The 6,903-nt window shown below is 70.9% G+C and carries 7 protein-coding genes and 2 pseudogenes; 8 read left to right on the top strand and 1 reads right to left on the bottom strand.

Annotation, left to right across the window (positions count from 1 at the left end; genetic code table 11):
• Positions 1-288: 288 nt before the first annotated feature.
• Complete coding sequence (locus tag ACZ4FV_RS51310; RefSeq protein ID WP_465328272.1) at positions 289-456, bottom strand: hypothetical protein; 168 nt, start codon at positions 454-456, stop codon at positions 289-291.
• Between the two features lie 106 nt (positions 457-562).
• Between ACZ4FV_RS51310 and ACZ4FV_RS51305 the strand changes: the two are divergent.
• The 8 genes and pseudogenes from ACZ4FV_RS51305 to ACZ4FV_RS51270 form a co-directional block, all read left to right on the top strand.
• Positions 563-707: pseudogene (locus tag ACZ4FV_RS51305) on the top strand (IS110 family transposase); the annotation flags it as partial.
• A gap of 275 nt (positions 708-982) precedes the next feature.
• Positions 983-1,396 carry a hypothetical protein gene (locus ACZ4FV_RS51300; protein WP_465328271.1) on the top strand — a complete coding sequence of 138 codons (414 nt, stop codon included), beginning with the start codon at positions 983-985 and terminating at the stop codon, positions 1,394-1,396.
• Positions 1,397-1,455: 59 nt separating this feature from the next.
• A pseudogene (locus ACZ4FV_RS51295) lies at positions 1,456-1,644 on the top strand (hypothetical protein); the annotation flags it as partial.
• Between the two features lie 207 nt (positions 1,645-1,851).
• Positions 1,852-2,160, top strand: a complete 309-nt coding sequence (locus tag ACZ4FV_RS51290) for a hypothetical protein (protein WP_402238883.1) — start codon at positions 1,852-1,854, stop codon at positions 2,158-2,160.
• A gap of 564 nt (positions 2,161-2,724) precedes the next feature.
• Positions 2,725-3,369, top strand: a complete 645-nt coding sequence (locus ACZ4FV_RS51285; protein ID WP_465328269.1) for an RNA polymerase sigma factor — start codon at positions 2,725-2,727, stop codon at positions 3,367-3,369.
• A complete protein-coding gene (locus ACZ4FV_RS51280; protein ID WP_465328267.1) occupies positions 3,366-4,232 on the top strand; it encodes a hypothetical protein in 867 nt (288 codons plus the stop codon). The genes ACZ4FV_RS51285 and ACZ4FV_RS51280 overlap by 4 nt, the downstream gene beginning before the upstream one ends.
• Positions 4,233-4,269: 37 nt before the next feature.
• On the top strand, positions 4,270-4,551 hold the full coding sequence (locus ACZ4FV_RS51275; RefSeq protein ID WP_465328265.1) for a hypothetical protein: 282 nt from the start codon (positions 4,270-4,272) through the stop codon (positions 4,549-4,551).
• A gap of 774 nt (positions 4,552-5,325) precedes the next feature.
• Entirely contained in the window at positions 5,326-6,549 is a 1,224-nt protein-coding gene (locus ACZ4FV_RS51270; protein ID WP_465328264.1) for a hypothetical protein, read from the top strand.
• Positions 6,550-6,903 lie beyond the last annotated feature (354 nt).

Below are 6,903 nucleotides of genomic sequence, written 5' to 3'. Positions count from 1 at the left end.
CCCCCCTCCCCCCCCCCACCCCCCCCCCCCCCCCCCCCCCTCCCCCCCCCCCCTCCCCCCCCCCCCCCCCCCCCCCCGCGAGATCCATGCGTCAGGAAGCTTGCACGTCGGACGGCCTGTGGTGTGTAGGCATCAGGAAGCCAGGGCAGCCCCCGAGCAGCGGTCCGCCGACAAGGTCGGGCGTCAGCGGGACACTTCCCGTTTCGTGAGCACCGACGGACCCGCACCGCGCCGGCGCGGTTGCCCACCTCGCATTCGTGCGGACCTTGCCGAGAACTCTGCGGTTCTTCAGATGGGCGGAACCGTGGCGAGGCCGAGTTTCATGCCCTGTTGGGCCATCGTGCGCATCGCGAACGCGTCCTGACCCGGTGTCCCGGACTCGAGTGCCAGGGCGTAGGACTGGAGGTAGTAGCGCTGGGATTCCCAGTGGTGGGGCCTGTACCTCCGGTCCCACATCCTCGCCTGGTGGGCGGGAGGTTGTCCGGAGACCGAGGCCGTCCGGTGTCAGGTCCCGGCCCAACCGGCGACCCAATGCCTGGGCGAGATGGTGCGGCGTGCGACCGGAGGGGTGGCGGTGATCGTTGACCAGCGGCCTCGATCGGCGACGTGCCGCTGACGGTGCCCGCGACGCGGGCTGTGAAGTGGCCTACCTGCCCGGCCTGGCGATGCGAAGAATCGCCGATCTCTACAGTGTGTTTCCCGGCGAGGATCGCGGCGGGATCATGGTGGGAATCGTCGAGGCGGAGCGGGAGGCATGGCTGGGCGAGGTCGACGGTCTGCATGTCTGCCTAGCCGGCGCCCACGACAACCTGGTTCAGCTCGACAGCGAAGCGGCGCGTCGATTTACTGCCGTCAGCCTCGGCATGCCGACGTTCGGCCGGATCGCCGTCCGCACCGCGGACGCCAAGACACCCCCGTCGGCAACGGATTAGGCTGCCTCCCATAGTTCAGCGACGGCCGACAGGATGCCAGGAGAGTGGGGATGGGCTCCGTCGTAGTAGGTGTCATTGGGACCCTGATGGGCGTCTTGATCGGCGGTGCTCTCCAGCAGGCGCAGGCATCGCGCAACCGCAAGTGGCAACGAGCGGATTCGCTCGGCGATGCGAAGCGACATGTATACGCCGAGTACCTGAGGTCGATCAGCGCAAGTTACGCCCAGGCGCTGTCCGGTCAAAGGAGCCGTTCGGAGGACGCCAACCTCCTTGCAGCGACAGCCGAGATCGAGATCCTCTCCGGAAGGGAAGTGTCCGGACCGGCTCGGGATCTTGTGAACGCCGTTATCGACACGCACACCAGGATTGCCGCCGGCGCCGGCGTGACGGACGCGATGGTTGCCGACGTCGATCGCCGGCGATACGAAGTAATATACCTGTTCAAATCCGATCTTGGACTATAAAGAGCTGCGTCGGGCCGCCGTACATCACGACATTCCACCCGAAGCGAACGCGTTCGAGACGCTACATGGACGGCGCCCTCACCCGGCTCCGTGCCGAGGGCTTCGCCGTGGCGGACCAGGACGTCGCCCGGCTTTCCCCGTTCGTACGCCACCACGTCGAATTGCTTGCACGGTACTCGTTCCTCCTGTCCGAGATGCCCGGCGGGCTTCGGCTTCTGCGGGACCCGGACCGGGTTGAGCAGGGCTGAGAACCGGCTCGGCCGGCGCGCACTCGAACCACGCCGATCCGACCGGCTGACGGGCTGCTGCGGCGAGAGCCCACGATGATGGCCCCTGCGTCGGTCTGCTCGTCGAGGGAGAAGAGGCAGACCGGCTCGGCTGTGCGCGCCATCCCGCCATTGGCCACGTTTCGCGCTTGAATGATCACTTCTGGTAGTCGTTCAGAGGAGATCCGCATGCGTTCCACCGTCCGTGCAGCCATGTGCGCCGGATTGTCAGCCCTGTTCCTGTGCTCGGGCGCACCCGGTGCATCCGCCGTGACCCACACGTTCGTCGCCCCGGCGACGGTCGCCGCCGACTGTGCGGTGCTCGGTCCCCAGGGGCCCGGCTGGGCCACCATCGAGAACGCGTGCGATTTCGGCATCAGCGCGTCGGTGACGCTGACCTACGGCCCCTCGCCCGCGTGCATCGACATCGAGGGGGGCGGCAGCCGCCTGATCTTCTGGGGCACCGAGGCAGAGGCGAGCAACGCCTCGCAGTGCTGAGCGGCCCATCCCGGCGGAATGCGTGCGGTGGTGGCCCCGAAACCGGTCGGGTAACGGGGCCGTCGCCGTCTCGGCGCCGGTCACTTCGGCCACGAGGCGGTGTCGTCGTGGGGATACGCCGTCGGCCGGTGGCGATGTCCTCCAGGACGTCGGCGGGCGTGACGTGGGGGTCGGCCGTTTTGCGGGTGGTGGCGGGTGTGGTGCAGGTCCAGGCCCAGCGGATGGCCGCGCCGAGGGTGTAGGTCTCGGTGGCGTCGGTCAGGGTGAGGGGATGTCGGGCGGGTGTCCGGGAGTTGTCGGGCGATCTCGGGTGCGGTGGCCTGATCGCCGCCGCCCCGAAACGGGGCTTGCAGGGGCAACAGCCTTGAATGGTGGGCGAGGTCGCGGTCGATGAGGTCGATCGTGTTCGTGGTCCGCGGACTCCGGGGGATTGAGACCGCCCGGAGTCCGCGGACCCGATGGCGGGCGTGTACGTGGAAGCCGTGACTCCGATACCGGGCGGAGTGGCCCGGGTCACATATCGGGAGCATGTCGGGTGACCGCGGACAGTTCAGGGGCGTGGAGATGAACTTGCGAGCGCGGGTCAAAGACGGTGACCCGTACGCCTTCGAAGAGTTGTTCGCCGAACACGCCAAATCCGTCTACAACCATGCCTTCCGGACCACCGGCGACTGGTCCGCGGCCGAGGACGTCGTCGCCCTCACCTTCCTGGAGGCATGGCGGCTGCGCGGCCGGGTCGACGCCGAAGGCGGTTCCCTGCGCCCGTGGCTGCTGGGCATCGCGGTGAACGTCGTGCGCAACGTTCGCCGCACCGGCCGCCGGCACGAGGCGGCGCTGGCCCGGATGCCGCACGACCAGTCGGTGCCGGACTTCGCCGATGACCTGGTGGGGCGGATCGACGACACCGAGACCATCGCGAAGGTCCGGCGGTCGCTGGCGACACTGCGCCGTTCGGAACGCGAGGTGTTTGCGCTGTGCGTGTGGGCGGGCCTGGACTCGGCGTCCGCCGCCGAGGCGCTCGGCATTCCGGAGGGCACGGTGCGTTCCCGGCTTTCCCGGGGCCGCGCCAAGCTCAAGCGCATGCTCGGCCCGCAGGCGCAGGACGCCCCGCTCTCGCCCGGCGAAGCCGCACCGCACCCCGTCCCCGCATCGCGGCCCCCGGGCCGCCCGACCCCCGCGGCCGCCCGGCCCGGAAAGGACCTCCGATGACGAACAACCCGACCGACACCGACGCGCCGGTACGCGCCGAACTCGGCGCCATGTTCCCGGCGCCCGCCGAGCGCAGCCTGCCGCACGACCGGGCGCGGGCGATGTCCGCGGCCCTCCTGCGCGAGTTCGAGGGCGCGGCCGTTGGCGGCCCGGCCGCGGCGGCGAAGTCTCGGCGCAAGCGCCTGGCGTGGCGCGTCGGTGCGCCCGTCGCGGTGTTCGCGGTCGCGGGGGCGACCGCCGCCGCGGTGCTGATCGACGACTCGCCGGTGCGCCCCAAATTTCCGACGCAGGCCTCGTGTTCCTACGAGTACACGGCCAAGCCGAAGTTCGCTTACGCGGCACACATCGAGGCCGGGCAGACCCCGGAGGAGGCGTGCGCGCGGTACTGGCCGGACATGACCGAGACCGCGCGCCGGATGTCCCTGCCGGGCAGCGACGCGCCCGGCGCGGCGACCGTGCCGGCCCTGGTCGCGTGCACCGCCAAGGGAAGCCGCGACCTGATGGTCGTGCCGCAGCCCACGGATCGCAGCCCGCAGGACGCGTGCATCGCATTGGAGATGGGTGTGCCCGACAACGACGCGACCTACCACGGCGCGACGATCGAGCAGGTGCGGCGCCTGGCCAGGCTGGTCGGCGATCACGAGGGAAGCCGCCTGTGCATGACCGTCGCCGACGCCCGCGCGCTCGCCGAGCGGTCCCTGGCCGAAGTCGGCATCGTCGGCTGGGACGTCGAGTACACCCGGGAACCGGGCGTGACGACCGGCCTGGCCTTCGCGGTGGCGGACCCGGACGCGGGCGCGGTCCTGATCCGCGACCTTGTTGCGCCGGGCTCGGCCTGCACGGGGACGCAGAACGCCAAGTAGCCCCGCCTGTGGACACCAACGTGTTCATCGATGCCCCGTGCGGCGCCCGAATCGGGTCGTCGACAACCTGCTGGACCCGAAAAAGGCGGGTTGGATCAGTCCCCGGCGCACGGACACGCCCGACACCGAGCGCATTGGCTCGGTCGCGGTCGCTTACCCCGTCGCCGTCGCCGTCGCCGACGACGAGGCGGTCGAGGTCGCGAACGCGACCGGCTGCGGCCTCGGCGGCTCGGTCTTGTGCGCCGACCTCGAATCGCGCAGATATCTCCTCCGGGTGAGTTTCACGGATCCGAACCGGGCCTGGCTCCCGACCGGTTGACGGCGATCGTCGCCTCACCGAGCCGGGACGCCTCCTGAGCCCGACGGACCCGGGTGGGCTCGTGATCACCACCTCCGGACCGGCCACGCGAGGGGCTTCCCTTCGCGTGGCCGGCCGCCCGAACTTCCCGGCCGCCCGAACTTCCCGGCCGCCCGAACCTCCCGGCCCCCGAACCTCCCGGCCGGCCCGCGCTCCGCCGGAGCCCCGATTCCCTTATGTGAGCGCCCTGTTGCCCCCGCGCGTGTCGGCCAGGGCTCACTTCGTGCTGCCCGAAAACACCCGCCGGCCACGACACCGCATCGTGCGGCCTTGCGCAACACCGCCTCGCCTCGGGCGCTGCCTTGCGTCGTTGCGCACTCACCCGCCTTGCAGGCGCACCGGACGACCTGGTGCGGTGGTGGTTCCGGCGAACCGGGACAACACAAGCCACACGGCGATGCATCCACGGCTGTGCTCGGCGCCCTGCCGAGCGACGTCGGGATCAGCCGCTTCGCCGAACGCGATCACAACGTCGTGCGCTGGACCGAGGTCGTGCGCGGCGGCAACTTCCTGTCGATGGAACACCCGACCGCGCTGGTCAGGACGTCCGCGCGTTCTTGCCGATGTGCGCGCCGGCCCGGCGGGTGGAAGGCTTTCGGCGGCTCGGCGGCTCGGCGTGGTCCGCCGGGTCAGCGGGGCAGGAGCCGAACAAAAGTCACTCCCGGGGGCAACGGCAGCTGCGGGTCGGACAGTAACAGGGGGACGGGCAATGGCTGCCCGGTGACTGGAGAAACGATGCGTGTCCTGTCCCGCAGTGCACCTCTTGTTGTGCTGATCCTGAGCCTGAGCACGGTGGCGGCCCCGGCGGCCCCGGCGGGGCCGCCGCTGACGCCGTGGCGGACGACCGAGATCAAGCCCGGTGACGTGATGGTGCACGGCCTGGCGTTCGACGATGCCGGCGGCGGCGTAGGGGCCGGCCGCGCCTACATCCGCGAGAATGGTCGTGTCGTCGACAGTGTTCCCGCGGTCCTGTCCCGCGACCGCGACACCGGCATGTGGCGGCAGTCGACGGTGAAGACGCCCGGGGCGGGGGTTTCGCTGCGGGACGTCGACCTGGCCTCCCCGGATTCCGCCCTGGCCGTCGGGACGTTCGACCCCGTCGCCGGCGGATTCCCGACCGCCGTCTCCCGCAAGGACTCCTGGGACGCGGTCACCGCACCGGCTCCGCCCGGGATCCGAAGCGGCCTGCTCGCGGACGTGGACGTGGTAAGCGCCACCGATGCGTGGGCGGTGGGGACCGTGGACTACGCGGAGGAGGGTCCGGGAGGGTCCCCGCCCCAGCAGCCGATCGTCGAGCACTGGAACGGCGAGGCATGGACGCGGACACCGCTTCCGGAGCCGAAGGTGGAGGGCTGGAGCGGCTTCGGCGCGGTGGCCGCCGTCGCACCGGACGATGTGTGGGTGGCCGGCCACGCATACGAGGGGCAGGCCCCGCCGCTGGCGCACTTCGACGGCGGAACGTGGCACTACGTGCCGCTGCCGTTCGAGGGGAACAGTCTGTGGGCCGGGGTGACCTCGCTGCTTGCGCGGAGCCCCCAGGACATCTGGGCGCTCGGTTTCATGCAGGACCCAACCGCCGGCGAAGAGCGCCCCCTGCTTTGGCACTTCGACGGGCGGAAGTGGACGCAGGCCGCCGCACCTGTGGAAGACATGCGCGTCGTCAAGGCAGTGGCGACCCCGACGGGCATAGCCGCGCTGACGATGCACCGCAGCGAGGGGTACGAGGTCTACACCATCACCGGAGACCGGTGGACCCGGCTGGCACTGCCGAAGGCCCCCAAGGGCGAGGCGCAGTGGCCCACCGCCATCGCGTACGACAACGGCCGGCTCACGGTCGCCGCAGCGGGCCTCGCGGAGTCCCCGGACGGTTCGGCGCCGATCCGGGCCCTGCTGTTCAGCACGCGCGTCCAGCCGGTCGCGGCGCCGTCGTCCCCCCTCGCATCGCCCGTTGGTGCGTGAGCACGTCGAACGAGTCGGCACCCGGGGCGCGTTGCCCCGGGTCGGCCGTGAACCAGCCCCGACACCGGCAGGCGAGTCCGGCCCTTCCGCTGTGTCGGCGTATTCATGCTGAACGCAGGATCCCGCACAACGCCCGCCGATCCGGAACACGAGGCCGCCCCGGCACCGACTCGGGCAGCAACGACTCGATCAGGAATCGGGATCGCTCAGGCTGTGAACGAGGTTCCACCTTGCTGCCTCGGCGCGGTGGTCTGATGGCACTTGGCTGACGCGCCGGTTGAGACGGACCGGGACATGACCGTCGACTACACGCCGGTTGTGGGCATGGGGGTGGGCCAGGCCCACCCCCATGCC

This window comes from Embleya sp. NPDC025285, assembly GCF_055558835.1.
Note: the sequence above shows the minus strand (reverse complement) of the source record. Positions and strands in the feature narration are given on the sequence as shown.

Bases quoted from the DNA above. Each gene is read 5' to 3' on its own strand.
- ACZ4FV_RS51310 (WP_465328272.1), bottom strand. From the start codon at position 456: ATGTGGGACCGGAGGTACAGGCCCCACCACTGGGAATCCCAGCGCTAC.
- ACZ4FV_RS51300 (WP_465328271.1), top strand. From the start codon at position 983: ATGGGCTCCGTCGTAGTAGGTGTCATTGGGACCCTGATGGGCGTCTTG.
- ACZ4FV_RS51290 (WP_402238883.1), top strand. From the start codon at position 1,852: ATGCGTTCCACCGTCCGTGCAGCCATGTGCGCCGGATTGTCAGCCCTG.
- ACZ4FV_RS51285 (WP_465328269.1), top strand. From the start codon at position 2,725: ATGAACTTGCGAGCGCGGGTCAAAGACGGTGACCCGTACGCCTTCGAA.
- ACZ4FV_RS51280 (WP_465328267.1), top strand. From the start codon at position 3,366: ATGACGAACAACCCGACCGACACCGACGCGCCGGTACGCGCCGAACTC.
- ACZ4FV_RS51270 (WP_465328264.1), top strand. From the start codon at position 5,326: ATGCGTGTCCTGTCCCGCAGTGCACCTCTTGTTGTGCTGATCCTGAGC.